The organism is Pseudoalteromonas sp. S3178 (genome assembly GCF_005886985.1).
GTDB classification, from domain to species: domain Bacteria; phylum Pseudomonadota; class Gammaproteobacteria; order Enterobacterales; family Alteromonadaceae; genus Pseudoalteromonas; species Pseudoalteromonas carrageenovora.
Window position 1 is genome coordinate 1 of sequence record NZ_PNCW01000423.1, and the last position, 265, is coordinate 265.

At 38.9% G+C, this 265-nt stretch carries 1 pseudogene; it reads left to right on the forward strand.

From position 1 onward, the window contains the following. Nucleotides 1–254, forward strand: a pseudogene (locus CWC11_RS21575) (class Ia ribonucleoside-diphosphate reductase subunit beta); the annotation flags it as partial. Between the last annotated feature and the right edge of the window lie 11 nt (nucleotides 255–265).

Genomic DNA, 265 nt, shown 5'->3' on the forward strand with positions numbered 1-265 from the left:
AAGACGGCTCTATGATTGGCTTGAACAAAGACATTTTGTGCCAGTATGTAGAATATATAACAAATACACGTATGACGGCTGTTGGACTACCCACACAATTTGAAAACAAGTCAAACCCAATCCCTTGGATCAATGCTTGGCTAATTTCTGATAACGTGCAAGTTGCTCCCCAAGAAGCTGAGATTAGTTCTTACCTTGTTGGTCAAATCGACGCTAAAGTAGACGCATCTGATTTTGGTGATTTTGATTTATAATGGTTGAAAAG